This window comes from Plesiocystis pacifica SIR-1 (genome assembly GCF_000170895.1).
In the GTDB taxonomy this organism is placed as follows: domain Bacteria; phylum Myxococcota_A; class Polyangia; order Nannocystales; family Nannocystaceae; genus Plesiocystis; species Plesiocystis pacifica.
In genome coordinates this window covers 1-24,181 of record NZ_ABCS01000131.1, presented here as the reverse complement: position 1 = coordinate 24,181, position 24,181 = coordinate 1, and the positions used below count along the sequence as shown (strand labels likewise).

The 24,181-nt window shown below is 71.6% G+C and carries 22 protein-coding genes; 15 read left to right on the top strand and 7 right to left on the bottom strand.

Annotated features, from left to right (window positions below):
- Positions 1-176: 176 nt before the first annotated feature.
- Both PPSIR1_RS37125 and PPSIR1_RS37120 read left to right on the top strand, forming a co-directional pair.
- Positions 177-932 (top strand): crotonase/enoyl-CoA hydratase family protein, encoded by a 756-nt coding sequence (locus PPSIR1_RS37125; protein ID WP_006976426.1) that lies wholly within the window; start codon positions 177-179, stop codon positions 930-932.
- A gap of 204 nt (positions 933-1,136) precedes the next feature.
- Entirely contained in the window at positions 1,137-1,526 is a 390-nt protein-coding gene (locus tag PPSIR1_RS37120; protein WP_157596383.1) for a hypothetical protein, read from the top strand.
- A 9-nt stretch (positions 1,527-1,535) separates the two neighbouring features.
- Here the strand turns inward: PPSIR1_RS37120 and PPSIR1_RS37115 are convergent, their stop codons facing one another.
- Positions 1,536-2,267 (bottom strand): peptidylprolyl isomerase, encoded by a 732-nt coding sequence (locus PPSIR1_RS37115; RefSeq protein WP_198154699.1) that lies wholly within the window; start codon positions 2,265-2,267, stop codon positions 1,536-1,538.
- Between the two features lie 134 nt (positions 2,268-2,401).
- Here PPSIR1_RS37115 and PPSIR1_RS37110 point away from each other — a divergent pair, with 134 nt between their 5' ends.
- The gene (locus tag PPSIR1_RS37110) at positions 2,402-4,165 is read left to right on the top strand and encodes a 1-acyl-sn-glycerol-3-phosphate acyltransferase (protein ID WP_006976423.1); all 1,764 of its coding nucleotides are present in this window, start codon (positions 2,402-2,404) and stop codon (positions 4,163-4,165) included.
- Positions 4,162-5,115 carry an NAD(P)-binding domain-containing protein gene (locus PPSIR1_RS37105; RefSeq protein ID WP_006976422.1) on the top strand — a complete coding sequence of 318 codons (954 nt, stop codon included), beginning with the start codon at positions 4,162-4,164 and terminating at the stop codon, positions 5,113-5,115. The genes PPSIR1_RS37110 and PPSIR1_RS37105 overlap by 4 nt, the downstream gene beginning before the upstream one ends.
- Positions 5,116-5,152: 37 nt before the next feature.
- On the opposite strand, the gene PPSIR1_RS37100 is transcribed toward PPSIR1_RS37105, so the two are convergent.
- Both PPSIR1_RS37100 and PPSIR1_RS37095 read right to left on the bottom strand, forming a co-directional pair.
- Positions 5,153-5,749 carry a hypothetical protein gene (locus tag PPSIR1_RS37100; protein WP_006976421.1) on the bottom strand — a complete coding sequence of 199 codons (597 nt, stop codon included), beginning with the start codon at positions 5,747-5,749 and terminating at the stop codon, positions 5,153-5,155.
- 40 nt (positions 5,750-5,789) lie between these two features.
- Positions 5,790-8,078 carry an RCC1 domain-containing protein gene (locus PPSIR1_RS37095; RefSeq protein ID WP_198154698.1) on the bottom strand — a complete coding sequence of 763 codons (2,289 nt, stop codon included), beginning with the start codon at positions 8,076-8,078 and terminating at the stop codon, positions 5,790-5,792.
- 169 nt (positions 8,079-8,247) lie between these two features.
- Here PPSIR1_RS37095 and PPSIR1_RS37090 point away from each other — a divergent pair, with 169 nt between their 5' ends.
- The 7 genes from PPSIR1_RS37090 to PPSIR1_RS37055 all read left to right on the top strand — a co-directional run bounded on the left by PPSIR1_RS37090 (position 8,248) and on the right by PPSIR1_RS37055 (position 16,668).
- Positions 8,248-8,991 carry a hypothetical protein gene (locus tag PPSIR1_RS37090; protein WP_006976419.1) on the top strand — a complete coding sequence of 248 codons (744 nt, stop codon included), beginning with the start codon at positions 8,248-8,250 and terminating at the stop codon, positions 8,989-8,991.
- Positions 8,992-9,315: 324 nt separating this feature from the next.
- Positions 9,316-11,436 carry an NAD-dependent DNA ligase LigA gene (gene ligA, locus PPSIR1_RS37085; protein ID WP_006976418.1) on the top strand — a complete coding sequence of 707 codons (2,121 nt, stop codon included), beginning with the start codon at positions 9,316-9,318 and terminating at the stop codon, positions 11,434-11,436.
- A 170-nt stretch (positions 11,437-11,606) separates the two neighbouring features.
- Entirely contained in the window at positions 11,607-12,935 is a 1,329-nt protein-coding gene (locus PPSIR1_RS49790) for a hypothetical protein (RefSeq protein WP_006976417.1), read from the top strand.
- Positions 12,936-12,962: 27 nt separating this feature from the next.
- Positions 12,963-13,502: an oligoribonuclease gene (gene orn / locus PPSIR1_RS37075; protein WP_006976416.1), complete on the top strand. Its 540-nt coding sequence runs from the start codon at positions 12,963-12,965 to the stop codon at positions 13,500-13,502.
- Between the two features lie 15 nt (positions 13,503-13,517).
- Positions 13,518-14,300, top strand: a complete 783-nt coding sequence (locus tag PPSIR1_RS44905; RefSeq protein WP_006976415.1) for a tRNA (adenine(22)-N(1))-methyltransferase — start codon at positions 13,518-13,520, stop codon at positions 14,298-14,300.
- Positions 14,301-14,310: 10 nt separating this feature from the next.
- Positions 14,311-15,702, top strand: coding sequence for a hypothetical protein (locus PPSIR1_RS44900; protein ID WP_006976414.1), 1,392 nt, complete (start codon positions 14,311-14,313; stop codon positions 15,700-15,702).
- A gap of 249 nt (positions 15,703-15,951) precedes the next feature.
- Complete coding sequence (locus PPSIR1_RS37055; RefSeq protein ID WP_157596382.1) at positions 15,952-16,668, top strand: hypothetical protein; 717 nt, start codon at positions 15,952-15,954, stop codon at positions 16,666-16,668.
- Between the two features lie 598 nt (positions 16,669-17,266).
- Here the strand turns inward: PPSIR1_RS37055 and PPSIR1_RS37050 are convergent.
- Positions 17,267-17,584, bottom strand: a complete 318-nt coding sequence (locus PPSIR1_RS37050) for an MGMT family protein (RefSeq protein WP_006976412.1) — start codon at positions 17,582-17,584, stop codon at positions 17,267-17,269.
- On the bottom strand, positions 17,581-18,636 hold the full coding sequence (locus PPSIR1_RS37045; protein WP_006976411.1) for an aminotransferase class I/II-fold pyridoxal phosphate-dependent enzyme: 1,056 nt from the start codon (positions 18,634-18,636) through the stop codon (positions 17,581-17,583). Before PPSIR1_RS37045 ends, PPSIR1_RS37050 begins: the two co-directional genes overlap by 4 nt.
- Before the next feature lie 313 nt (positions 18,637-18,949).
- Between PPSIR1_RS37045 and PPSIR1_RS37040 the strand changes: the two genes are divergently transcribed.
- From PPSIR1_RS37040 to PPSIR1_RS37025, 4 genes are read left to right on the top strand one after another with little or no spacing between them, the layout of a single operon-like run.
- Positions 18,950-20,236 (top strand): DUF2332 family protein, encoded by a 1,287-nt coding sequence (locus PPSIR1_RS37040; protein ID WP_006976410.1) that lies wholly within the window; start codon positions 18,950-18,952, stop codon positions 20,234-20,236.
- Positions 20,237-20,292: 56 nt separating this feature from the next.
- A complete protein-coding gene (locus PPSIR1_RS37035; protein ID WP_006976409.1) occupies positions 20,293-21,288 on the top strand; it encodes a hypothetical protein in 996 nt (331 codons plus the stop codon).
- Positions 21,276-21,953 carry a tetratricopeptide repeat protein gene (locus PPSIR1_RS37030; protein WP_157596381.1) on the top strand — a complete coding sequence of 226 codons (678 nt, stop codon included), beginning with the start codon at positions 21,276-21,278 and terminating at the stop codon, positions 21,951-21,953. The genes PPSIR1_RS37035 and PPSIR1_RS37030 overlap by 13 nt, the downstream gene beginning before the upstream one ends.
- 13 nt (positions 21,954-21,966) lie before the next feature.
- Positions 21,967-22,269 carry a hypothetical protein gene (locus tag PPSIR1_RS37025; RefSeq protein ID WP_006976407.1) on the top strand — a complete coding sequence of 101 codons (303 nt, stop codon included), beginning with the start codon at positions 21,967-21,969 and terminating at the stop codon, positions 22,267-22,269.
- Positions 22,270-22,284: 15 nt separating this feature from the next.
- Here PPSIR1_RS37025 and PPSIR1_RS37020 read toward each other — a convergent pair whose 3' ends face one another.
- Together PPSIR1_RS37020 and PPSIR1_RS49785 are read right to left on the bottom strand one after the other, a co-directional pair.
- A complete protein-coding gene (locus PPSIR1_RS37020; RefSeq protein ID WP_006976406.1) occupies positions 22,285-23,001 on the bottom strand; it encodes a hypothetical protein in 717 nt (238 codons plus the stop codon).
- Positions 23,002-23,084: 83 nt separating this feature from the next.
- Positions 23,085-23,891, bottom strand: a complete 807-nt coding sequence (locus tag PPSIR1_RS49785; RefSeq protein WP_006976405.1) for a hypothetical protein — start codon at positions 23,889-23,891, stop codon at positions 23,085-23,087.
- Between the last annotated feature and the right edge of the window lie 290 nt (positions 23,892-24,181).

The following is a 24,181-nucleotide window of genomic DNA, read 5'->3' as shown; positions in this document are numbered from 1 at the left end:
CCTCCCCCGCGCCGGCGAAGCCGTGACGGGTCCTCCTCCCCAGCGGTCGGGCTGGAGCCCTCCGGTAAGGGTGTGAGCCTCCGCTAGGGCCGTGACGGGGCCTCCTCTCTAGCGGCCGCTCTTCCTCCCCGGCGGTCGTGCGACCTTCCGGTTGGTTCGAGGCGGTAGCATGGCCCATGGCCGAGACCGTTCGCTACGAAGTGGAGGGCCGCCGCGTGGTCGTCACCATCGATCGACCCGAGCGCCGCAACGCCGTCGACCGGGAGACCGCGGCCGCGCTCGCCGACGCTTTTCGCCGCTTCGACGCCGACGGCGAGCTCGACGTCGCGATCTTGACCGGCGCCCAGGGCTGCTTTTGCGCCGGCGCCGACCTGCGGGCCATCGCCGCGGGCGCGCCCAACCGCGTCGCGCCCGAGGGCGACGGACCCATGGGCCCGACGCGGATGCTGCTGAGCAAGCCGGTGATCGCCGCCGTCGAGGGCTGGGCGGTCGCCGGGGGCCTCGAGCTCGCGCTGTGGTGCGACATGCGGGTCGCGGCCACCGACGCCCGCTTCGGCGTGCTGTGCCGACGCTTCGGCGTGCCGCTGATCGACGGCGGGACGGTCCGGCTGCCCCGCCTGATCGGCCACTCCCACGCCATGGACCTGATCTTGACGGGTCGAGAGGTCGGCGGCGAGGAGGCCCAGCGCATCGGCCTGGCCAACCGGCTGTGCCCGCCCGGGGGCGCCCTCGACGGGGCGCGCGAGCTCGCCGAGCAGCTGACCGCCTTTCCCCAGGCGTGCATGCGGGCCGATCGCCTGTCGAGCTATGAGCAGTGGTCGATGCCCCTCGACGGGGCGCTCCAAAACGAGCTCGAGCACGGCGTGGGGGTGATCGCCAGCCCGGAGTTCCTGGCCGGGGTGGCCCGATTCACTCGAAAGCGCGGTGATTGACAAATGTGCATGGTATGCTATGATGTGATCATATTGATAGACGATGGCTCGCAGGCCCAGGCGATGGGCGCTCCGAGCTGACACAACCCAAACGAAAGGAAACCTTTGCTGAACCAGTCCCTGAAATTTGCCATCTTTCCCAGCCGTGAGCGCGCAGAGCGAGCGCGAAAGGTCCTCGACACCGTCGCGGACGCCGAGGTCGAGTTGGTCGCCACGACCGACGAGCTGACCCGAGACAAGGTCCCCCTCGACAGGACCCTCGCGCGCCGCGGCGTGCTGTTCGGCGCGATGACGGTCGGGCTCTCGACGGCGCTCGTGTCCGTGTCCTTGTTCGCCGCGGGCCTCGGCGACGTGCCGATCACTCCGCTGGTCACGACCCTGGCCGCGGTCACCCTCGGCTCGGTGCTGGGCGGGCTCGCGGGCGGCCTGGCCTTCATGACGGAGACCCCCGATCACCTGCGCGCCCTGAGGGGGCGCATGCGCGCCGTCGCCCAGGTCTTGGAGCGCCGGCCGGTGATGCTCTTGCTGCGCAGCCGTACGGAGCTGCGCCCCGTGCTGCTGCGCCACGGCGCCGTCGAGGTCGGGACGCTGTGACCCGCGGCGCTACTGCGCCGCGCAGTACATCGACTGCACGACGACGTTGTCCACGGGCACGTCCTCGAAGGCGTAGACCTGCCCGTCGATCTCGATGTCCTTGCTGCCCGTGGGCACGGCCGAGATCGCGTCGCGGGTCTCGAGGCCCTCGGTCACGAAGCCGAACACGGCGTAGTTGTCGTCGAGGCCGCCCTGGGCCCCGTCGGTGATGTACCACTGGGCCTCGGCCGAGTCGGGGTCGTTGCTCCGGGCCATGGCCAGGGCGCCGTCGACGTGGCGCAGCTCCGGGTGGATCTCGAGCACGATCGTGCCCTGGGTGTCGAGGAAGTTGAAGTCCGTGTCGAAGCCGCCGCCTTGGATCACGAAGCCGTCGATGACCCGGTGGAACACGGTCTGGTCGTAGTGCTGGGCCGAGACGTAGCCGAGGAAGTTCTCGACGGTGATCGGCGCCCGCACGGCGTCGAGCTCGACGGTCATGGTGCCGAGGTTGGTCTCGAACACGACCACCGGCGCGTCGCCGATGCAGTCGGGGTTGAGGTTGCCGTGGCCATAGGGGCCGCCCTCGTCGGTCCCGCCGGTCTCCTCGGCCTCCTCGCCCTCGGCGGTGCCCGGCTCGTCGCCCCCGTCCACTTCTTCGATGTCCGCGCTCTCGTCATCGACGACCTCCACGGGGCAGGCGAGCAGGAGCAGGGCCACGGGAGCGCACGCGAGGGCGGCAAAGCGGGGAGGTAAGGACAGCATGGCGCCAGCGTATCAGCGTCTGCGCCGGGGCAGGGGCGCGCGCCGATCGTGAGTCTGCGCGCGGGCCCTGGGGCCGCGTCGGTGAAACTCCCCGCGGCCTGGGCCCGGAGGTATGCTCTGGACCCAGACCGCCGATGTCGAAGCCCGCACCCAAGCCCAAGACCTCCCGGGTCCGCGACTTGCTGACCAAGCCGATCCGCCTGCCGCAGTGGTTCGCGTCCAAGCCCGCCGCCCACGCCCCGCGCATCTTCGGCTTCAACGACGAGCGCGACATGGTCATCGGCGAGGTCTCGGCCCGGGTCGTGGCCCAAAACCTGAGCCGGGGTCGGGCGTCCCTCGAGGTCCTGCTCAACGAGACCGCCCACCACGAGATCGCCCGGCTCGAGAAGCAGCGCGACGACGAGGTCCGCGAGTGGCTGGGCTTTTGGCAAAAGGTCGTCCGCAAGCTCGCGCGCATGTCCGAGGCCGAGCAGCGCCAGACCCTGCGCGAGGTCGTCGAGTACATGGCCCAGGACATCGCCGGGAACTTCGACCCGCGGGTCTACAACTTCGCCCTCAAGACCCTCCCCGGGCTGATCGCCGGGGTCATGAGCCCGCGCGAGCTGGCCCGCGGCGCCGTGATGAACTCCGGGCGCTTCGCCCTCGACAAGCTCATCGAGATCTCGGGCCACGTCGACCACTTCCGCAACCTCGCCGAGGTCGGGACCATGGTCTTGGTCCCGACCCACTCGTCCAACCTCGACTCCCTGGCCCTGGGCGAGAGCCTGGCCCGCAGCGGCCTGTCGCCGGCGGTCTACGGCGCGGGCAAGAACCTGTTCACCAACCCGATCATCTCCTTTTTCATGCACAACCTCGGGGCTTACCGGGTCGACCGGCGGGTCAAGGCGCGGCTCTACAAGCAGGTGCTCAAGGCCTACTCGTGCGTGATGATCGAGCGCGGCTACCACTCGCTGTTCTTCCCCGGGGGCACGCGCAGCCGCTCGAACATGATCGAGTCCCGGCTCAAGCTCGGCCTGGCGGGGACCGGCGTCGAGGCCTACTCGCGCCGGGCCGTCCGAGCCAAGGCGCGCGGCGAGCAGCCCCGGCCGATCTTCTTCGTGCCGATGACCATCAACTATGCCCTGGTGCTCGAGGCCGAGAGCCTGATCGGCGACTACCTGGTGGAGGAGGGCCGGGCCCGCTACATCATCGAGGACGACGAGTTTAGCCAGCTCGACCGCTGGATCGCGTTCTTGAACCGCCTGGTCGGCTACGAGTCGGCCTGCGTGCTGCGCTTTGGTCGGCCCATCGATCCCTTCGGCAACCTCGTGGATCACCGCGGGCGCTCCCTGGCCCCGGACGGGCGGATCATCGACCCGGTGCGCTACGTGTCCCGGCGCGGCGAGCCCGTGCTCGACCCGGCCCGCGACGCGGCCTACACCCGCGAGCTGGGCCGAGTCATCGTCGAGCACTTCAGGCGCGAGACGGTGATCATGACCACGCAGCTCGTCGCCCACGTGCTGTTCCGCTACCTCATCGAGCAGACCCCGGGCAGCGACCTGTTCGACCGCATGCGCCGACGCGGGGAGCTGCGCTGGGACCACGCCGACTTCGTGCGCCGCTACTCGGAGACCCGCGATCGCTTGCGGGCGCTGGCCGACGCGGGCGAGGTCCACATGAGCGACCACCTGCGCACGGACAGCGCCGAGCGGGCCCTCGAGCGGGCGATGGGGGCGTGGGACGGCTACCACGAGCGCACGGTGGTGCGGCTCGAGGGGGAGGAAATCTCGCTCGAGGATCCGGCCTTGCTGCTCTACTACCAAAACCGCCTGGTGCCCTGGGCCGAGGGCCTGGCCGGCTCGGGGGAGGGCGAGCGCGCGGCGGCCCTGGAGATCGCCAGCTTCGGAGGGGCGCAATGAGCGAGGCCCAGGAGGCTCGCCCGCTCGTCGGCATCGTCGGCGGCGGGGTCTTTGGTCGGGCCCTGGTCCGGGCCGCGTCGCGCACCGGGGAGGTCGTGGTCTGGAGCCGGCGCGCGCCGAGCTTCGACCTGCCCAACGTGCGCGTGAGCACGGACGTGGCGCAGCTCGTCGACGCCGAGCTCGTGCTCTTGGCCGTACCGTCGCGCTACGTCAGCCTCGCCCTCGACACCCTCGGCCACCACCTCGACGGCGGGCACCTGCTCGTCCACGTCAGCCGCGGTCTGCTCGACGACGAGCTGCGCACCCTCAGCGCGCCGATGCGCTCGCTGACGCCGTGTCGCCGCGTGGGCGCGCTCGCGGGCCCGGTCAGCGCCGACCTGCTCGACGCCGGGACGCCGGGCGCGGGCGTGGTCGGGAGCGAGTTCCCGGAGGTCGTCGAGGCCGTGCGCGCGGCCATCGGCGGGCCGACGCTGCGCATCTACGCGAGCAGCGACCTGCGCGGGGTCGAGCTGGCCGCCGCGCTCACGGGCATCTTGCTGTTCACCATCGGCGTGGCCAAGCGCGTCGGCTTTGGGCCCGGGACCATCGGCGCCCTCGCGACCCGCGGCGTGGCCGAGGTCTCGCGCATCGGCGAGGCCCTCGGCGCGAAGCCGGAGACCTTCCACGGCCTGGCTTGCTTTGGCGATCTGATCGCCGCCGTGGGCGGGAGCCAGCGCCCGGAGATGATCCTCGGCGACGCCATCGCCGGCGGGGCGAGCTCCGAGGACGCCCTGGCCCAGGCGGGCGGGAGCGTCGAGGGCATCGAGGTCGCGCATCGGGTCGCGGCATTTTGCGAGCGGCGGGGCATCAACGCGCCGCTGATCACGGCCGTGTCGGCGCTGGTCTCGGGGCGCCTGGACACGGCCACCGCGGTCCGTAAGCTCATGGGTCGGCAGCTCAAGCGCGAGTGACCATTTTTGCCGTCGTGGACGACGCCACGTCCACGACTCAACCGCTGAGGGTCAAAAACAGCGCTGTCCGGGGAGCCTCGCCCGTCCCGGCGGGCGCGTAGACCTCGAACACCCCGGCGCGATCGAGGTCGATCAAGGTCCCCCGCGGCGGGCTGCCCTCGGGGCCCCCGAGGGGCGTCAGCATGCACGGCACCTGCTCCCGGGGCGCCTCGAGCACGGCGCGCTGGATGTCCATGTCGCCGCGCAGCTCGACGTCGACCGCACAAAAGCGGCCCGAGTCGATGCGCAGCAGCGCGACGGCCTCGGCGTGGTCGAGCGGCAGGTCGTGCTCGAGCTCGCGGTCGTGGGTCAGGATCACGAAGGCGGGCGGGGGCGCGTCGCCGTCGCCGTCGGGCACCCGCGGGAGCGCGTAGGCGGCGAGCACCTGCCAGGTCCCCGCCTCGACCTCGGCCTCGAAGTCCAGGCGCACCCGCGCCCCTGGCGTACCGGGTCCGCCCGCGACCATGCCGGCGAAGCGCGGCGCGAGGAACTCGACGTCGCACAGCACCAGGCGATCGCCGATCTCCATGGTCCCGACGTGCTCGAACTCGAGGTCGGGGCCAGGCTCGAAGCGGGCGTCGTCGGACTCGCGCATGGAGCCTGGATAGGCCCTTGGCGAGCCCCGGTCAACGCACTCACAGGGGGACTTCGGCGGGCGTCGCCGAGCTGGCCCGGCCCCCGTCGCCGAGCTGGCCCTTGGCGTCGTCGCCCCAGCAGCGGACCTCGCCGTTGCGCATGCGGGCGCAGCCGTGGTCCCGGCCGAGCGCGAGCTGGGTCGCGTCGAGGCCCGAGAGGCCCTGGCGCGCGGTGGGCGAGAAGTCCCCGGCGAAGCCGGCCTGGCCGTAGGCGTTGTCGCCCCAGCACATCAGCCGCTTGCTCGACAGCACGCAGGCGAAGCCGATGCCCACGTCCAGCGCGGCGGCGTTCTTGACCCCCTTGACCGGCACGCGGCTGGTCCACACGCCGCTCGCGGTCCCGCTGCCGAGCTCCGACTTCATGTTGTGCCCCCAGCACGCGACCGTGCCGTCGGACTTGCGCGCGCAGCCGTGCTCGGGGCCCACGCTGATCTCGACGGCGTTGGGCAGCTTGACCACGGCGATGGGCGCCTGGACCGGGGTCTTGAGGGCGGCGGCGCTGGCCGAGTTGCCGATCTGGCCTTGGTTGTTGGCGCCCCAGCAGACCACGGCGCCGGTGCGCTTGAGGGCGCAGGTGTGGGCCCGGCCGGCGTCGAGCATGGTCGCGTCGGACAGCCCGGAGACCTTGCCCCCGCGGTCGCCCACGCCGTCGCCGAGCTGGCCCTCGCTGTCGTCGCCCCAGCAGGTCACCTTGCCGTCTTCGAGGCGGGCGCAGCCGTGCGCCGAGCCCACGGCGACCTCGACGGCGTTGGTGATCTTCGCGGCGGTGACGGGCTGAGGGCGGCGGATCGGCTGGGCCCCAGGGCGCCCGAGCTGACCCGCCGGGTTGTCGCCCCAGCAGACCACGGCGCCCTCGCGCCGGGCCGCGCACACCTGGTTGGGGCCGGCGGCGATCGAGACCGCGTCGAGGTCGGGGATCGGCGCCGGGTCGGCGGTGAAGGTGTCCTTGCCCGTGGGGCGCCCGAGCTGGCCCAGGTCGTTGCGGCCCCAGCACATCACCTCGCCGGCCTGGGTCAGGGCGCAGCTGAAGCCGTCGCCCGAGGCCACGTCGGTGGCGCTGGCGACCTTGCGGACCGCCCGGGGCCCGTCGCTGGTCTCGGCGGGCTGGGCCGCCGCGTCGCCGCGCCCGAGGGCCCCGGCCGCGTCGTCGCCCCAGCACAGCACCTTGCCGTCGCTGCGCAAGCCGCAGCTGTGTCGGTCGCCCAGGCCCAGGTCCGCGAGCTGCGAGACCGACACCGGCGCGGGCTGCTTGCGCGACTGGGTGCTGCCGTCGCCCAGGCGCCCGTCCTGGTTCTCGCCCCAGCAGCGCGCGGCGCCGCTTTGAAAGCGCACGCAGGCGTGGTGCAGGGCGACCTCGACCTCGGCGATGGGATCGGCGGCGCTGCCCTTGGCGACGGCCGCGGGTCGCTTGACGGTCCGGCCCGCGCCGTCGTCGCCCCAGCACAGCACGCTCTCGCGGGTGTGCGCGCAGGTCCGCGAGCCGCCGGCGCTCAGGCCCTGGACCGCGGGGAGCTGGGCGACCACCGAGGGGCGCTCGTGGCCCTTGGTCCCGCCGTCGCCGAGCTGGCCCTTTTCGTTGGCGCCCCAGCAGATCACGCCGCCGCTCTTGCGCCGGGCGCAGGTGTGGCGGGAGCCGGCCGCGAGCCCGACGGCGTCGGTCAGCCCGCGGATCTGCGCCGGCTCGTTCCACGAGTTTCGGGTCAGGTTGCCGAGCTGCCCGTCCTGGTTCGCGCCCCAGCAGACCACGGCGTCGCTCTCGCGCACGGCGCAGGTGTGGTCGTCGCCGGCCGCGAGGGCCACGGCGTCCCCGAGGCCGCGCACGGCGATGGGTCGACGGCTCGCGGTGTCCATGCCGCTGCCGAGCTGCCCGCGATCGTTGGCGCCCCAGCAGACCACGGCGCCCGAGCGCTTGCGGGCGCAGGTGTGGCTGCGTCCGGCGACGACCTCGACGGCGTCGGCGAGGTTGGCCACGGGCACGGGGCTGCTGCGGTCGTCGAGGGTGCCGTCGCCGAGCTGGCCCTCGTCGTTGGCGCCCCAGCACGACACGCCGCCCGTGCCCCGGACCGCGCAGCTGTGGCCGCTGCCCACGGCGATGGCTGTCGGTGCTTTGGTCGCCGAGGCGCCGGGTTGGTCGTCTCCGCCCTTGCCCCCAGGCACGCCGCCGCCCTTGCCCTTGTCGGTGCGCACGGTCGTACACCCGCTCAGCGTGGTGCCGCCGACGAGCAGCCCCCCAAGGACGAGAAAAATTGTGGCGAGGGCCGGGGTGAGTCGGCCTGCAGTCGGGCGCATCGCGGGGAGCATAGCTCGATTTCGGGTCGAGCCCGCCCCTCGCGCGAATGCTGGGGCCACGGCGCCGGACGACACACGCCCGCGAACAGGGGCGATCTGGAGCGATTTTGGTCGATCTGTGCGCCGACCGGCAGACGCCGGCCGCTCCCTCGCTTATGCTCCGAGCCTCATGCGACCCGCCGATGCCCTCGCCGCCGCGCGACACTACCTTCGCAGCCACCCCGAGGAGTTCAGCCGGATCATCCGCAACGCCATCGGGATGCGCGTGGGGGTGCCCCTCGCCGCCTTCCGCTGGCTGGCCGCCGAGCTCGCCGACAACGACAAGGTCGAGGACGTGGAGATCGGCGCCGTGCCTCCGGGCCTGCGCATGGCCGCGACCTTCGACCTCATGGACACGCGGGTCCGCGCCGGCGCGGTGCTCTACATCGATCGCATGCAGCTGACCGGCGAGGAGATGCGCATCGAGGTTCGCCTCGAGGAGGTCTCGCTCGTGCCGATCGGCTCCAAGAAGAGCCAGATCTCGGCGCTGCTGATCACCCGCTCCCTCGACCTGTCGCGGCCCGGCGACCTGATGCAGCACCTGCCGGACATCCCCAACTTCATCGTCGACTCCCACGGCAACCGCCTGGTCATCGACCTCATGCGCGTGCCCAAGCTGCGCGAGGACCCCGTCGTCCGCCACGTGGTCGGGCTGATGACCGCGCTGATGACCCTCGACGGCATCGAGACCGAGGACGACCACCTCGACCTCATGTTCAAGCCCCTGCCCTCGGGCTTCGTGGCGGCGGCCGACGCCATCGGCGACCACTTCGTCGTCCCCGTGCTCAGCCGCGTGCAGAAGGTCCTGCCCCAGCCCGTGCGCGGCGGCATGCGGCGGATGCTGAGCCTCATCGCCGGCGGCCCGGCGCGCTGAGTTCGGCCCGCAGCCTTTCAAAAGGGGAGCCCGGCGGCTCCCCTTTTGCGTTGCTTGGCCGGTCCACATGGCGGATCGAGCGAGTCTCCACGCGCGCTCGTGGGCGGGTTCGCAGCCTTTGGGTCCCGACCTCGTGGACAGGTTTGAGAGGGTCCCCAGTCGCCCTCCCCGAGGGTCCGCGAGCGAAGCAAATGAATGTTCTCAAATGCAGCTGTAGCTGGGCGAAATCGACGCTCTACAGCCATGTTTTCCTGATCTGCCAGAGACCACGGGAGGCGTCGATTTCCCTGGCTCGACCCCGTCGGGGTTGGTATCGAAAGAGCGATGGCCCCAACCGCGAAGCAAGTCGACTCCGCCGCCCCCGATGTCTCTGGTCTGGACACCGCCGCGATCGAGGCGGGCCTGCCCAGCTTCGACGCGGACACCCTCGCGGCGCTGATTCGCCGGACCAACCACGAGTACTGGAACCTCCACGCGCCGACCATCCCCGATCCCGTCTACGACCGCCTGGTGGAGGGCCTGCGCCGCCTCGACCCCGCGCACCCCGTGCTCGACGAGCTCGGCGAGGCGACCCCCGAGGGCCCCGTGATCGAGGCTGACGCGACGGCCTCGATCCCCCCGGCCGAGCGCCTCGGCGCGCCGGTCCGCCACACCCGGGCGATGCTCTCCCTCGACAAGTGCTACGGCCCCGAGGACCTCTACTCGTGGACCGAAAAATTCGAGGGCGAGGTCCTGGTCATGCCCAAGATGGACGGCGTCGCCTGCTCGCTGCGCTACGACGCCGAGGGCAAGCTGTTCCTGGCCGCGACCCGGGGCAACGGCAGCGAGGGCGAGGACATCACCGTCAACGTGCTCGAGGTCGAGGACGTCCCCCAGCAGCTCGATCCGGCGGCCTTCGCCGAGCTCCCCGGGCCCGACGGGGCGGCCCCGGCCGTGGAGGTCCGCGGCGAGCTGTTCATGAAGCTGTCGGTGTTCGAGCGCTACAAGGAGCAGTACTCCAACCCGCGCAACCTGACCGCTGGCGCCATCAAGCACAAGGAGCGGGGAAAGACCAAGGCCTACACCCTGAGCTTCTACGCCTACGACCTGCAGGGCACGGAGCTCCCGACGGAGCGCGAGAAGTTCGCCAGCTTGCGGGCGCTGGGCTTCGCCGTGGAGGAGTGCGACTTCGTGCCCCGTGGAGAGCTGCAGGCGGCCTACGAGCGCTGGTCGGCGCGGCGCTCCGCGGACGAGATCGACTACGAGATCGACGGCGTGGTCTACCGGGCTTCGGAGGTCGCCGAGCAGCGGCGCATGGGCGAGACCGGGCACCACCCGCGCTGGTCCATGGCCTACAAGTTCCAGGGCGACACGGGCACGACCACCCTGGAAGAGGTGCTGTGGTCGGTGAGCCGGACCGGGACCATCACCCCGGTGGCCATCTTCAAGCCCATCGAGCTCTCGGGGGCGATGATCGCCCGGGCCGGGCTGTTCAACCTCAACCACTTCGACGAGCTCGGGCTGACCGCGGGCGCGGCCATCGAGGTGACCCGGCGCGGCGGCGTGATCCCCTACGTCGAGCGCGTGGTCACCCCCGGGGCCGAGGGCGAGACCTTCGACATCCCCAAGCGCTGCCCGGCTTGCAACAGCGAGGCCGTGCGCCGCAAGAAGCGGGACGGCGAGTTCCTGTACTGCTCCAAGCCCGAGGGCTGCGGCTCGGCCCGGCTCGGCGAGCTGCAGCACTTCGCCAAGGTCGTCGACATCCAGGGCTTCGGGCCCAAGGTCGTCACCCAGGCCGTCGACGCCGGCTTGCTGTCGAGCCCCGCGGACTTCTACACCCTGCGCGTCGAGGATCTGGAAGAGTTCGATCGCCTGGGTCGGCGCTCGGCCGAGAACCTCGTCGCCCAGGTCGACGCCCACCGCCGCATCGAGCTGCCGATCTTCCTCCAGTCCCTGGGCATCGATCACCTCGGCAAGCAAAACGCGGTGCTGCTCGCCAACGAGTTCCGCACCCTCGCTGGCGTGCGCGGGGTCAGCCGCGAGGCGCTGCTCGAGGTCAAGGGCATCAAGGACGCCATCGCCGACGCGCTCTTGGCTGGGCTCGAGACCCGCGCGGAGCTCATCGACGCCCTGCTCGAGCACGTGACCGTGGTCGATCTGCCCGAGCGCGATCCCGAGGCCGAGGCCGAGGCGGCAGCCGCCGCGGCCGAGGGGGCACTGGGTGGCAAGACCTTCCTGTTCACCGGCGCCCTCGAGGCCTTCACGCGCAAGCAGGCGCAGGAGAAGGTCGAGGCCAACGGCGGCGTCCCGGCCTCGGGCGTGAGCAAGTCCCTCGATTACCTCGTGGTCGGGGCCGGGAAGGGCGCGAAGTCCAGCAAGCAAAAGAAGGCCGAGAAGCTCATCGACGGCGGCGCGGCGCTGAAGGTCATCTCCGAGGGCGATTTCCTCGCCATGATTGGCGAATAGACGGGGTCGTCACCCAACCACCAGGGAGGCGGTAAAAGCGACCCTGGTGGGGTTTGAGGCCGGGAAACACGAGATCCTCGGCATGGGTTCAGTGCGCTTGCGCATGGATGATGGGTCGAGCTCCGTAAAAAATGGCGCTCATCTTGGCACCCGCGCACGCACGCACTGGCTTGGCCTCATCGGCCCTCCTCCTCGCGCTCTCGGCCTGCGTCCAGGTCAGCGAGGCGCACGGGGAGTCCGCCGAGGAGTCGCGCGCTCGGGCGGCGACACCGGAGGACGAGCCGGAGCTCGAGCCGGCCTCGGGAGAAGGCGAGCCCGAGCCTGAACCCGAGCCTGAATCCGAGGCAGAGCCGGAGCCCCTCGAGGTGGAGATCGAGGTCGAGGTCGGCGGGACTGGTTCGAGCGATCCGGTGCCGGTCTCCGCAGAGGCCGAGGTCGAGGTCGAGGCCCAGGCCGCGCCGACCCTCGACTCGCGCATGGTCCCGCGCCAGGCCATCGAGACCGCCGCGCGCACGGTGAGCTGGCGCGAGCTCGAGACCCCGGCGATCAATGATCTCGACTGGCTGTACCTGGCCCGAGGCGCCCTGGGCCGGAGCCCCCAAGGCTTCGTCGAGCGCGACGACGCGGGCGCGCTGCGCTTGCTGCCCGAGCTCGAGCTGCCCGAGGGCGAGCTGCAGGGGAGCTGGCCCAAGGCCGCGTGGGTGGTCGAGAGCCGCACGCGGACCCTCGTCGAGGGCGGGCGGGAGACCCTCGTCGTCGAGCACCGCCTGTTCGGCTACGACGGCTGGAAGGCCCAGGCCAAGGCCGACTGGCGCCCACGCACCCACCGCGGCGAGCAGTGGTGGGCCCTCGACGAGGGCAGCGTGCGCGTGGGCTGGGACTCGGGCGTGCTGGTCCGCGAGGGCTCGCGGATCTATCGCCTCGGCAGCGTGGTCCCGAACCCCAAGGTCGGCCAGCGCATGGGCAAGCGCGTGCTCGACGTGTTCGAGACCGCGGGCGGCGAGCTCTACAACGTCAGCCAGCGCCCCGACGGCGTCTACGTGCAGGTGCACTGCTCGGGCTGGCCGTGCGTCGAGGCCAAGGCGCGCAAGCTGCCCGAGGGCGAGCGCTGGCGCTTTGGCATCCAGGTCCCGCGCCAGCGCCACAGCGCGACCATGGCCGCGAGCGTCGACGTCGACGGCGTGGCCGCGCACCACCTGCTGCACTTCGAGGCCGGCGGGTGGAAGCTCGAGAGCCTCGTCCGCGAGCCCCGCGGGCTGTGGTCCGGGGTCGAGGGCGGGCTGTGGATGGTCACGGGGCAGGAGCTGTGGTTCCGCGACTCCCGGGGCGCGTGGTTCGTGGTCGAGGGGCCCGAGGAGGCCGCGGAGGTCCGCGGCTTCAGCGTGGCGATGACCGCCGACGGGCGCGAGCTGTTGCTTGCGACCAAGGTCGCGGACACGCTGCGGGTGTTCGCCACGGCCGCGGAGCCGAGCCCGAGTCCAGGCCCGAGTGACGGCTAGGGCTTTGCTGGGTAGGCTGTCGCGGTCATGGCAGACGCGCAGCCCCACCTGATCTGGCTCGACATGGAGATGACCGGCCTCGACCCCGAGCGCGAGGTCATCCTCGAGGTCGCGACCTTGGTGACCAACGCCGAGCTGGAGATCATCGCGGAGGGCCCCGACCTCGTCGTTCACCACGGCGACGCGGTCCTCGACGGCATGGACGCGTGGTGCACCGAGCACCACGGCGCGAGCGGCCTGACCCAGGCCGTGCGCGAGTCGAGCATCAGCCTGGCCGAGGCCGAGGCCCAGACCCTGGACTTCCTGCGCCAGCACTGCGAGCCCGGAAAGTCGCCCCTGTGCGGGAATTCGATCGGCCAGGATCGCCGCTTCATCGTGCGCTACATGCCGGCCCTCGACGGCTTCCTGCACTACCGCAGCGTCGACGTCAGCTCGATCAAGGAGCTCGCGCGGCGCTGGTATCCGGACCTGCCGGGCTTCGAGAAGTCCGAGGCGCACCGGGCCCTCGACGACATCCGCGAGTCGATCGGCGAGCTGCGGCACTACCGTCGCCACGTGTTCCGCTGAGCCCTCCAGAGTCCGATGGCGGCTGCGCCCTCGACCCTCGCCGAGCTCGGCCCGCGCCTGCGCGCCGTGGCCGAGTTCGTGCTGCCCGGCCAGCCCATGGCCGACCTGTGCTGTGATCACGCCTACCTGGCGACGGCCCTGGTTGCGAGCGGCCGGGTCCCGCGGGCGATCGCGGGGGACCTCAACGCCGGCCCCCTCGCGCAGGCCCGCGAGGGGGTCGCGGCGGCGGGGCTGGAGGGGCGCGTGGACTTGCGCCTGGGAGACGGGGCGCAGGTCCTGACGCCCGGCGGTGTGGATGGGGTCGCCACGGTGACCCTCGCGGGCATCGGCGCGGGCCTGGCGGGGCGGCTGGTCGCCGAGGGGGGTCGCGGCGGGCACCTCGAGGGGGTGGCGCGCCTGGTGGTTCAGGCCAACGACGTGTTCCCGCGCTTGGGCCAGCTGCGCGTCGAGCTCGCTAGCTTGGGGTGGCAGATCGTCGACGAGCGCCTGGCCCTCGAGGCCCGGCGGATCTACGTGACCTTGGCCTGCGCCCCGCTCGAGGCGGGGACGCGGCGGGTCTACTCCGAGCGCGAGCGGGACCTCGGCCCGGTGCTCGGGCGCGGCCACGATCCGCTCTACGGCGAGTGGCTGACCCGCGAGCGCGAGCGCGTGACCCGGGCCCTCGCGGGCATGGCCCGAAGTCAGGGTCAGGGCCAATCCCCGGCGCGCGCCCCCTTCGAGGCCTGGCTCGCGCGCCTCGACGACGAGTTGAGTCGCCAGCCCGGGCGCGGCTCGCCTTCCCCGGGCGCGGGGGAGTAGGCTGCGGGCGATGGCGAACCCTCCCGACTCCGAGCCCGCCCCCAACTTCGAAGCCGCGCGCGCCCAGATCCTCGCGCACCTCGAGCAGGGCGAGGCGCCGGCGGCCTACGAGCTGCTGCGTCCGCTCCTCGAGGACGCCGACGCGAGCGCCGACGCCGAGACCTTCGGGGCCCAGCTCGCGCTCTTGGCCCAGGTCAGCGAGGCCCTCGGCGGGTCCGAGTACGCCGCCCCCTTCCACGCCCTCGCGGCCGCGCCGACCGACCTCGGGGCGATCCACACCGTCGCCTACGAGCTCCACGAGCAGCGCCAGTTTGGCGTCGCGGCCCGGCTGCTGCGCCACGGCCTGGTCCTCGCGCCGGCCCACCCTCGCCTCGTCGCCGAGCTCGTCCCCAACCTCGAGGCGACCTTCGCCAACCTCGAGGCCGTGGTCGTGCTGCAGCGCTCGGGCCTGGTCGCCGCGAGCCCCATCTTTGGCTACAGCCTGGCCTTCAACGCCGTGATGATCGGCGAGGTCGAGCTGGCCCGCGCGAGCCTGGGGGAGCTGCGCAAGCGCTTCGCCGAGGCCCTCGAGGGCGAGGACGGCGAGCCCCTCGCGGAGATGGTCACCTCCGTCGAGGCCATGCTCGCGCGCCACGGGGCCCTGCGCGGGGTGTGCCCCCTCGACGCCCACGACCTCGTCGGCTGGCAGCTCGTGCTCGGCGGCGGGGCGCTGCTGCACCGCAGCCCCGCGGGCCTCGAGGACGCCATGCGGGGGCGCTACGCCATGCTCTACGACAACTATGCCCTGCAGCGGGAGGGCCTGGACAGCCTGGCGGCGGTGCTCGGGGCCCTCGAGCTGCGCCCGCCCGAGGTCGTCGCCGGCCCCGAGCGCGGCGCCCAGATCCTCGCCGCGGCCGCGGGCTCCGTGCTCGGCCTGCCCGTCCGGCCGTGGTCCCTCGAGGGCGCCGGACAGCCGGGCCTGGTCGTCGTCGACGAGCTCGAGGCCATCGAGGACGGCGCGTTCTTGGAGGCGATGAGCGAGCACCGGCCCGGGCAGCTGCTCTACGCCCACGCCTCATGCTGGACCGACCCCTTCTTCTACAGCCCCGACCTCGGCACCGCGCTGCACCAGCACCGCGTGGCCCCGTGGGCCGCCGGGCATCCGCGCATGGTCGAGGGCGCCGACGGTGAGCTCGAGCTCGAGGTCTCCGGGGGCGACGACGGCCCCGTCGAGGCCCTCGCCCAGCGCATCGTCGACGCCGAGCTCGGCGAGGTCCGGGTCGAGGACCGGAGCGCGTTGATCGCGGGACTCCAGGTTCTGCGTGACCTGCCCGAGGGCGCCCGGCCGGGTGTGCTGCGCAGCGCTGGTCGGAGGACCATCCAGCGCACGGGCTCGCCGGTGCCGAGCAATCGCTTCGTTTGAGTTCGCAGGAACGTGGCCTCGCTCTGGGTGCCGCGCCTGAGTCGTGGACGTGGGGCAGGGAGGGCGTGGCGTCGTCCACGACGGCTAAAGTGGTCAGAGACTGTGAAAATTTCACAGTCTCTGAGTCGTGGACGTGGGGCAGGGAGGGCGTGGCGTCGTCCACGACGGCCAAATAGACAGTGACTGTGATGCATCACAGTCACTGAGCAAGGTGTGAGGCAGAATTCGGCCCTCGCAGTTTGGCCGCCGATGATGGCCAAACGCCGCGGCATGTTGAAAGCTGTGGTCATGCGTTTCGGCGTCGGTCCTTTCCCCTCTCCCTGGTTGCGTGCGGCGTTCGGTGTCGGTCTCCCGGTGCTCGCGGCCGCGGCCGTCGGACTCGGCGGCGGCGAGGCGCAGGCCAAGGGCGGCGGGGGCTTCGACCAGGGCGGCTACATCATGGGCACGCCCGGCTCGGTCAGCATCCCCGTCGACACCGACGACTTCTTCGACCTCGATCCGACCTTCGGCTGGGGCTTTGGCGGGGGCTACATGTTCGCCGAGGGCAAGCTGTTCAAGGCCACCATCGGCGGCGTGTTCGAGCACTCGCTCGTGATCTTCGACGACCTCGACTACGACGACCTCGGCGGTCACCTGGTGCGCTTCATGCCCGAGGCTCGGATCGGCGCTGGGACCAACAAGGTCTGGGGCTATGGCTTGATGGGCGGCGGCGTGGCCGTGGTCAACGTCAACTGGCGCAATGACTTTTTCGACCTCGACGGCAGGGAGTCCGCGCCTGGCTTCAACATGCAGCTGGGCGGCGGGGTGCAGGCGATCGTGTACAAAAACCTGTTCATTGGCGGCGAGTTCGACGTCGATCTGGGGTTCTTTTTTGAGGACGATGACGATCAGTTCGGGAGTCCGCGGGATGATGACTTCACGATTCACACCGTGAGCATCGAAGCCATCATTGGGTGGTATTTCTGAGGTTGCTCGAGGATTTAGGACCACTGCTGAGTGCGGTGGGGTTGTATGACCACTGCTGTATGCGGCGGGGTTGTATGAGCACTGCTACATGCGGCGGGGTTGTCCGACCACTGCTTCATGCAGCCCGGATTTGAGGGCAGGCTATTTTTCCCCATGAGGTGCTATCGGGAGGCCCTCGACAGCGTCCGCCCCGACGATGAATCGTGCTCGCTTCGCTGCGCGCGATTCATCCACCTCACGCTCGCTTCGCTCGCTGCGGCTCCGGTCACGGGGCGGCGAGTAGAAATGTTTTGGCGGGGGTGAAGACCGCTGGTCTTGGGACCTTTGCTGGTTGTGGAGGTTGGTGGGGATGCAACCGGCCGTCTCGGGCCTCTTCCTGGTTAGCCCGGCATTTTTCTGGCGCATACACAGCAGGCCGCTCGGCGGGAGGGGTCCCTGCGACGAGCACCGAGCCGCCTACAGCCCTGGAAGAGCAGTCAATCGTGGCTCGGCTCGAGCGCAGGAGTGGGGAGGAGCCCGCCGAATAGGCCGCGGAGCACCCGTCGGAGCCGACCAGGCACCGCAGTCCTGTTGCACCGTCGAAGCCACGAGAGCTCCGCTACTCCGCCCCAATCCCAAAGCGGCGCAGATCCACCCGCCCGCTCGCGCGAAACTCCACCCCCTCCGCCTCGAGCAGCGCTCGCTGCCGTCGCCCCCGCTCGTCCGGCAAGCTGATCTTCCCCTGCGCGTTCAAGACCCGCTGCCAGGGCACCTTGCTCCCCGGCGCAAGCAGCGAGAGCACGCGCCCAACCAAACGCGCTCGCCCAGGCAGGTCCGCCATGGCGGCGACTTGACCATAGCTCGCCACGCGCCCCCGAGGGATCGTCGAGACCGCGGCGAGGATCCGGCGGTGGCTGTGCTCGGGGGAGAGCGTCACGGGGCGAGCTCGTCGAGGGCGGCCGAGATGTGGCCGAGGGCGCGCTCGAGCTCGGCGGGCGGGAGGTTGTAGCTCAGGCGCACGAAGCCCGGGGCCTCGAACAGGCTGCCGGGGACGAGCTGGGTGTCGAAGCGGCCGCGCAGGTGCTCGCAAAAGACCGGGTCGGGGGTGAGCGGGGGGAGCTCGAGCAGCCCGGTCTGGCCCGCGCTCGGGGGGACCCAGCGCAGCCGCGATTCGCCCTCGAGCCACGCGTCGACGAGGGCGCGGCCGCGGGCGCTGTGGGTCCGGGCGAGGGCCTCGAGGGCCTCGGCGCGCTCGAGGGCGGCGTTGGCCAGGACCAGCGAGGGCAGGGGCGGGGTGACGTGGAAGTAGGCGTTGGCGTGGCGCAGGGCCTCGGCGACGTCGGGGTCGCGGGTGACCAGCCAGCCCACGCGGACGCTGGACAGGCCGAACACCTTGGTCATCGAGGACGCGCTCAGGCCGTTGTCGATGGCCACGGCCGCGGGCCGCCAGGGCTTGCCGTCCGCGCCGAAGTCGAAGTCGAGGTAGACCTCGTCGACGAACACCTGGGCGCCGACGCGGGCGGCCATCTCGGCGATGGCCTCGAGCTCAGCGGTCTCGATGGCGACGCCAGAGGGGTTGTGGAGGTTCGACAAGATCACGGCCCGGGTCTTGGGCGTGAGCAGGCGCGCGAGGCGATCGGAGAGCGGGCGCCACTGGTCCTCGAAGCGCCGCTCGAGCCGGGAGACGCTCAGGCCGAGGGTCTCCGGGACGCGGTGGAGCGGCTCGAAGGCGGGGCGCTCGACGATCGCGTGGTCACCCGGACGGGCGAGGGCGAACAGCGCCTGGGTGATGCCCTGGTGGGTCCCCACGGTCGGGACGACGCACTCGGGCGCGACGCCGTAGCGGGCCGCGACCAGGGCCATGAAGCGGGCGGTGATCGCCGTCGCGCGATCTCGGCGGCAGGCGTCCGCGAGGGCGGGGGCGTCGACGCTGGACAGCAGCTCGAGGGCCTCCCGAGCGCCCGGGCCCGGGTTTGGTCGATGGGCCAAGGCGTCGGCGCCGAGCGTGTCTGGAACGCCGCTAGCGCTCAAATTCCAGCGCGCCGAGCCAGGCACCGTCCGCGCCCAGCGGTGATACTCGAGCGCTCCGACACGACCGCGCACAGCGGGCGCATCGTTTCAGAACTCGCCGGGGCTCGCAAGCAGGTGGCGTCGTCCACGACGGCTAAAACAGACCCGCCGTGAGCGGGCAGAGTGAGGTGCCCCCCGAGACGCTCCTCACTCCCTTGGTCCATCGAGTGAGCCGCGGCTCGCCCTGGGCTGCGGGTGGGCGAAGGTGGGCTCGTCGTGGTAGACGAGAGCCATGGCGTCCACTTCGGACTGGAGCCGTCACCGGCAGAACCTCGCGGTCCAGGCGAGCCTCGTGCGGGGCTACTCGGCGCTCACTGCTGCTCTCCTCGACGCGGCCGTCACCTGGCTCGGTGACCCGGAGGCCGCTGGGCACTCGCTCGGCGACGTCGAGGGCGTGCGCCTGGCGTGTGAGCGGATCGCGACCTTGCTCGACGCCGATCAGGCCGACGGGGGAGAGACCGGGTGGATCAACGACCTCGACCCGGCCCTGCGCCTCAACGCGGTCTTGCACTGGTTCGTGCTGCAGGACGACCCGCGGGTCGCCGAGCTGCGGCCCTACTACAAGACCGTCGCCGAGGGCGAGGGCCCCGGCGCCAAGGACCCGCGCGACCACGACTTCGCCGCGCACCTGCTGCGCGCGGTCACGGCCCTGGGCAGCGACCTGTTCGAGCTCGCCGCGGGCTGGCGGGTGATCACCAACGAGAGCTCTCGCGGGCTGGCCTGGCTGCTGCCGGCCGTCCTGCTCGAGGTCGAGGCCGCGCACCTGATCGAGTTCGGCTGCAACGCCGGCCTCAACCTCTACGCCGAGCAGCGCCGCTTCGACCTGGCCTGGAGCGCGCAGGAGCGCCTGCGCATCGGCAAGGGCAAGCGCGACCAGTTCCTGATCCTGTGCCGGGGCGAGCAGCCCGAGGGGCTCGGGGAGTTCACCAAGGCCATGCGCGTGGGCCCCGAAATTCTCTCGCGCGTGGGCGGGGACTCGAGCCCCTTCGACCTCGACGTCGAGGGCGCGGACGCCCGCCTCGAGGCCTCGGTCTGGGGCGACCAGCGGCGCCGCCTCGATCGCCTGCGCGAGGCCATCGACATCCACGAGCGCGCGCGCACGGACGAGTCCCTCGCGCGGGCGCGGGTCGAGGGCCTGAGCCTGCCCGACGAGGTCCAGGACTTCCTCGCCGCCGCCATCCCGGCCCAGCCCGAGGCGCCGGTCATCACCTACAACACCTACGTCACGGCCTACCTCAGCGACGTCAACCAGCGGGCCTGCGCCCGCAGCATCCGCGACTTCGCCAAGGAGTGGAGCATGCGCCACAAGCTCCCGTGGATGTGGGTCCGCTTCGAGCCCTCGCGCCCCGGCCAGGCGCCGGCGCCCCATGCCGGCTGGTGCCGCTGGGTGGTCGAGCTCTTCGACGGGCCCCACAACCAGCGCATCGAACTCGGCTGGGCGCACCCCTACCTGGTGCGCGCCGAGTTTGGCCCCGGCCTGCGCGAGCTTCGGTCCCTCGCAGATCGGAAGCCCGAGTGAGCTCGCCTCCGTCCGCGCGCGCCCCCTCGAGCGGGGGACGAGCACGCTCGGGCGGGGTGTGGGTGCGGCCGCGCTGCGGGCTGGCCCTCGCGCTGGCTCTCGGCCTCGGGCTGTCGGCGACGCAGACCGGCTGTGCTTCGAAGAGCACGACCATCGAGCTGCGCCTGTTCCCCTGCGCCTTCGATGGCGCCGAACCGCAGGCGGTGCTCGTGGAGATCGACGGCCTCGACGGCGACGGCGTCGTGCTCGAGACCCACTCCGTCGCCTTCGAGTCCATCGACGCGGCGACCTTCGCCGACGGCTACGCGACCGTCGGCTACAACCCCGGCGAGGGCGTCAGCTCGGCGCAGGTGCGCCTGGCCTGGTTCCCCACGCCCACGGCCGGGAGCCTCGCGGACGCCGAGGCGGTCATCGACTACGGCGAGCTCGCGCTCCCCGGCCCGGGCGAGGTGTTGAGCCTCGACTCGGAGGCGGAGGACTGCGCTCAGCTCGTCGGCGACGGGACCGAGAGCGAGGACGAGGCGTCGGAGACCGGGACCTCGGGGAGCGAGAGCGCGGACACCTCGACGGAGACCAGCGAGACCTCGTCAGAGAGCGAGACCTCGACGGAGACCAGCGACACCTCGTCGGAGAGCGAGAGCGCGGACACCTCGTCGGAGAGCGAGGACACGAGCACTGGCGGTGACGGGCCCATGCCCGGTGACCCGTGCTCGCTCGTGGGTCAGTACGCGTGCGTCCCCGCGCCCGACGGCCAGGCCGGGCACGCGCTGTACTGCGACAACGAGACCGAAATGCTCGTGGAGCCCACGCCGGGGGACTTCGCGGCGCTGTGTAGCGACGACATCTGCCCGGGCCCCGGGGCGAGCGATGGCTGCGGCGGCATCGGTGCGCCCGCGGCCTGCCTGTGTCCCGTGGGTCAGAGCTGCGACGGCCCAGAGCTCGGCTGTGGACCCGACGACACCCTGTTCCTGTGCGACGGTGGGGACCTCTACGAGGCCTTTTGTCCGGGGTGCGCGGAGGAGCCTGGAGGGACCTTCTCGTGCCAGCGGTAGGCGCTCGCGCGCTCGCGCTGTGCGTCGCGCTGTGCGTGGCGACGCTCGGCTTCGAGGCTCGGGCGAGCCCCTTCGCCGTCGACGCTCGGATCGCCCTCACCGATGGCGACGGCGAGGCCGAGGGGGATGACGGCGACAGCGACGAGGCCCGCGAGGCCTACGCGGCTGGCAGCGACGCTTACGCCCTCGGCAACTACGAAGAGGCCGTCGCCCAGTTCGAGAAGGCCTACCACCTGAGCAAGCGCCCGGAGCTCTTGTTCAACCTCGGCCAGGCCTATACGCGCTGGTACGACCTCGACAACGACGTCGAGCACCTCCACAAGGCCCGCCGCCTCTACGAGAACTACGTGATCAACATCGGCGCGGCGCAGCTCGACGAGCAGGCCGAGGCGCAGGCGCGGGCCGACGCGCAGCGGCGCATCGTCGAGGTCGATCGGTTGATCGCCCAGCACGAAGGCGGGAGCGAGGACAAAGACGATCGCCCGCTGGTCAAGAAGGGCTGGTTTTGGGCCGCGGTCGTCGGCGGCGCGGTCTTGATCGCCGGCGGGGTCACGGCGGCGGTCGTGCTCACTCGTCCGCCGAGCTTCGAGCCCGAGCTGGGCACGATCGGCTCCGGCCGCGCGGCGACCCAAGGGCCCCCCGGCGGGCTGGTATTCCACTTTTGAGTCCCTGAGCGCCATGCTTCCATCGAGCCAAGACCTCCACCCCAAGAGCGGCGCGCGCTTCGTGTTCGAGCGCGAGGACGAGGCGGGGCTGCGCTACGCCCTGCTGATCTACCTGCCCGAGCAGCGGCTGTGGCGGGGGGGCCTGCGCCGCGACGCCGACGGCTCCGCGACCATCGAAGACGAGTCGGGGGCGCCGGTCGACGCTGCGGCCGAGGGCGTCGACGAGGCGCTGCGCTGGGCCTTCGCCGAGGGCCTCAAGCTCGCCCGAGTGCTGCGCAAGGATCCCAAGCCGCGGCTGACTCGCTGGCGCGGCTGACCGAGGGCGCGGGCCTCACTCGCACACGCAGCTGGCAGGATCGGGCTCGGACTCTGGATCCGGCGGCTCGGGCTGGAAGCACGCGCCGGTGGTGTAGCCGGGACCGAAGGCCCCGAGCGCCGAGCACAGCCGGCTGCAGCGATCGATGGTCCGCCGGCCCCACACGCAGGCGTCGATGATGTCCTCGTCGGTGCACTTGGCGTTGAACTCGGCGAGGTCGCAGGTCGAGCCGGGCCCGTGCCCGCACAGGAACTCGGGCAGCTCGGCGCCCTCGGGCGCGGGCCGGCAGCCGTAGGCGAAGGGGAAGCCCTGGGCGAGGCAGGCGAAGGTCGAGTAGCCCTTGGCCTCGATCCACGCCTCGCCGTTGCAGGCCCACACCCGCGCGTCGCCGGGCAGCTCCGAGTCGGGATCTTCGAGGCACACGAGCTGCTCGAGGGCCTCGGCGTCGCAGGGCAGGTCGGGGGGCACGCCTTCGTCCTCGCCGGCCTCTTCGTCGCCGGAGCCCTGCACGGGGCAGCAGTCGAACGCGTCGATGGCGTCGGAGCACCAGTCGTAGCCCGGCTCGCACTCGCACGAGTGCCCGTCCACGGGGACGCTGTGGCTGCCTGGATCGCCGCAGCCGTCCCGATCACTGCCGACGTCGGCGCCCGGGTCGAGATCGTCTCCGCAGCCGCTCGCCCACGACAGTGTCGCCGCGAGGGCGAGGGCGAGGGGGGCGTGGCGGCCGGGCACGCTTGATTGTCGCCAATGCGCAGGCAAAGGAAAAGGCGCGCGCTCAAAGAGCGTCGCGCCTTTTCCGTGGGGTGGCGGTGGGTTCAGCCGTTGATGGGACAGTCGGGGTCGTCGCTGTCGCAGCAGTAGCAAGCCACGTCGTCGGGGTCGATGTCGTCGCACTCGCCGTACTCGTAGGTCACGCCCTCGATGCCGACGGTGTCGCACAGGTACTGGCAGTCGGTGTGGGTCTCCTTGCCCCAGACGCACTCGCTGATCACGGTGTCGTCGACGCAGTAGGCCGCGTCCGCGTCACAGTCCGCGCCCGAGCCGTCGCCGCACTCGAACTGGATCTCCACGCCGTTGTCGACGCAGCCGTAGGAGAAGTCGAAGCCGTTGAACTGGCAGGTCTCGTCGCCGGTGACCGTGTCCTCGACCCAGGCGCCGCCCGAGCAGATGAACAGCTGGCTGCCCTGGGGGCCCATGTCGGCGTCGTGGGTGCACCAGAAGAAGCCCTCTTCCTCGGGGGCGCAGTCGTCGGGGGGCAAGGTGCCGGTGCCGCCGTCGCCGTCACCGGTGGTCGTGTCGCCGTCGCCGGTGGTGGTGTCGGTGTCGCCGTCGCCGGTGGTGTCGGTGTCGCCGTCGCCGGTGGTGGTGCCGACCTCGTCGTCCGAGCTCGTGTCGTCGTCGCCGATGTCGTCGTCGCAGCAGTTGAGGTCAGCCGGGTCGTCCGTGCACCAGTCGTAGCCGATCAGGCACTCGCACTCGCCCTCGTCGTTGAGCTTGTTGTTGCTGCCGCTGTCGCAGGGCTCGATGGGCTCGAGGGAGATGATGCAGCCGAAGCCGAAGCCGACGATCCCGCCGAGCAAAAGGGAAGTCTTGAGGGTCTGGAAAGCGCGGTTCAGGCTCATGATTAGAAAGTCTCCTGTCGTCGGGCATGCGGTTGGACGCAGCCCCTTGGCGATCATTCTGTCTCAGGCTCTGCGAAGTCTCAAACGCCAAAGACGCGCCTGTGAGGGTCCTTCTGAGGCAAATCTCTTGCGTTTGCATCACTCGCGTGACGATCGAGCGACCCCGCGCCGGGACGTTGCAGCTTGCATCGTCCCGGCCGAGAACGCCAACACTCCCGCCAAAACCAACGCGCTGTCGAGCGTGGGCTGGAGGAGGGGCACCCGAGACGGGTCCGCCCGGCTCGGGGGAG

Coding starts and splice junctions, on each gene's coding strand:
- PPSIR1_RS37125 (WP_006976426.1), top strand. CDS start 177: ATGGCCGAGACCGTTCGCTACGAAGTGGAGGGCCGCCGCGTGGTCGTC.
- PPSIR1_RS37115 (WP_198154699.1), bottom strand. CDS start 2,267: ATGCTGTCCTTACCTCCCCGCTTTGCCGCCCTCGCGTGCGCTCCCGTG.
- PPSIR1_RS37110 (WP_006976423.1), top strand. CDS start 2,402: ATGTCGAAGCCCGCACCCAAGCCCAAGACCTCCCGGGTCCGCGACTTG.
- PPSIR1_RS37105 (WP_006976422.1), top strand. CDS start 4,162: ATGAGCGAGGCCCAGGAGGCTCGCCCGCTCGTCGGCATCGTCGGCGGC.
- PPSIR1_RS37100 (WP_006976421.1), bottom strand. CDS start 5,749: ATGCGCGAGTCCGACGACGCCCGCTTCGAGCCTGGCCCCGACCTCGAG.
- PPSIR1_RS37095 (WP_198154698.1), bottom strand. CDS start 8,078: ATGCGCCCGACTGCAGGCCGACTCACCCCGGCCCTCGCCACAATTTTT.
- PPSIR1_RS37090 (WP_006976419.1), top strand. CDS start 8,248: ATGCGACCCGCCGATGCCCTCGCCGCCGCGCGACACTACCTTCGCAGC.
- ligA (WP_006976418.1), top strand. CDS start 9,316: ATGGCCCCAACCGCGAAGCAAGTCGACTCCGCCGCCCCCGATGTCTCT.
- orn (WP_006976416.1), top strand. CDS start 12,963: ATGGCAGACGCGCAGCCCCACCTGATCTGGCTCGACATGGAGATGACC.
- PPSIR1_RS44905 (WP_006976415.1), top strand. CDS start 13,518: ATGGCGGCTGCGCCCTCGACCCTCGCCGAGCTCGGCCCGCGCCTGCGC.
- PPSIR1_RS44900 (WP_006976414.1), top strand. CDS start 14,311: ATGGCGAACCCTCCCGACTCCGAGCCCGCCCCCAACTTCGAAGCCGCG.
- PPSIR1_RS37055 (WP_157596382.1), top strand. CDS start 15,952: ATGATGGCCAAACGCCGCGGCATGTTGAAAGCTGTGGTCATGCGTTTC.
- PPSIR1_RS37040 (WP_006976410.1), top strand. CDS start 18,950: ATGGCGTCCACTTCGGACTGGAGCCGTCACCGGCAGAACCTCGCGGTC.
- PPSIR1_RS37025 (WP_006976407.1), top strand. CDS start 21,967: ATGCTTCCATCGAGCCAAGACCTCCACCCCAAGAGCGGCGCGCGCTTC.
- PPSIR1_RS49785 (WP_006976405.1), bottom strand. CDS start 23,891: ATGAGCCTGAACCGCGCTTTCCAGACCCTCAAGACTTCCCTTTTGCTC.